1 rRNA gene is annotated in these 1223 nt (G+C 54.5%); it reads right to left on the bottom strand.

Annotation, left to right across the window (positions count from 1 at the left end):
• A 23S ribosomal RNA gene (locus QLQ83_RS00005) occupies positions 1–1154 on the bottom strand; the annotation flags it as partial.
• Positions 1155–1223 lie beyond the last annotated feature (69 nt).

The following is a 1223-nucleotide window of genomic DNA, read 5'->3' as shown; positions in this document are numbered from 1 at the left end:
ACCCGTAGCTTCGGTACCTGGTTTGAGCCCCGTTACATCTTCCGCGCAGGCCGACTCGACTAGTGAGCTATTACGCTTTCTTTAAAGGATGGCTGCTTCTAAGCCAACCTCCTAGCTGTCTGAGCCTTCCCACATCGTTTCCCACTTAACCAGGATTTCGGGACCTTAGCTGACGGTCTGGGTTGTTTCCCTTTTCACAACGGACGTTAGCACCCGCTGTGTGTCTCCCACGCGTCACTCACCGGTATTCGGAGTTTGCCTCGGGTTGGTAAGTCGGGATGACCCCCTAGCCGAAACAGTGCTCTACCCCCGGCGGTGCTACGTGAGGCGCTACCTAAATAGCTTTCGAGGAGAACCAGCTATCTCCGGGCTTGATTAGCCTTTCACTCCGATCCACAAGTCATCCAAATCTTTTTCAACAGATCCTGGTTCGGTCCTCCAGTTGATGTTACTCAACCTTCAACCTGCTCATGGATAGATCGCCCGGTTTCGGGTCTATTCCCAGCGACTGGTCGCCCAGTTAAGACTCGGTTTCCCTACGCCTCCCCTAATCGGTTAAGCTCGCCACTGAAAATAAGTCGCTGACCCATTATACAAAAGGTACGCGGTCACAGAACGAATCTGCTCCCACTGCTTGTACGCATACGGTTTCAGGATCTATTTCACTCCCCTCTCCGGGGTTCTTTTCGCCTTTCCCTCACGGTACTGGTTCACTATCGGTCAGCCAGGAGTATTTAGCCTTGGAGGATGGTCCCCCCGTCTTCAGTCAAGGTTTCTCGTGCCCCGACCTACTCGATTTCACGACACTCAGATTTCGGCTACGGGACTATCACCCGCTATGGTCGAGCTTCCCAGCTCGTTCGCCTATCAGTCGTGCCGCTTAAGGGCTGGTCCCCGTTCGCTCGCCGCTACTGGGGGAATCTCGGTTGATTTCTTTTCCTCGGGGTACTGAGATGTTTCAGTTCCCCCGGTTCGCCTCCCAACACCTATGGATTCAGTGTGGGATACCCACGTTACCGTGGGTGGGTTTCCCCATTCAGAAATGCCCGGGTCACAGGTCGTTTGCCACCTCGCCGAGCCTTATCGCAGGCTTCCACGTCTTTCATCGCCTCTGGCTGCCTAGGCATCCACCGTATGCGCTTCATCGCTTGACCATATAACCCCAAGAGGTCTGGTCCGCGATGACGATCGACAATTGCCGGATACGCTTGAGACGTATCTCG

The sequence above is a fragment of the Halomonas rhizosphaerae genome, assembly GCF_030010555.1.
Lineage (GTDB): Bacteria > Pseudomonadota > Gammaproteobacteria > Pseudomonadales > Halomonadaceae > Halomonas > Halomonas rhizosphaerae.
Note: the sequence above shows the minus strand (reverse complement) of the source record. Positions and strands in the feature narration are given on the sequence as shown.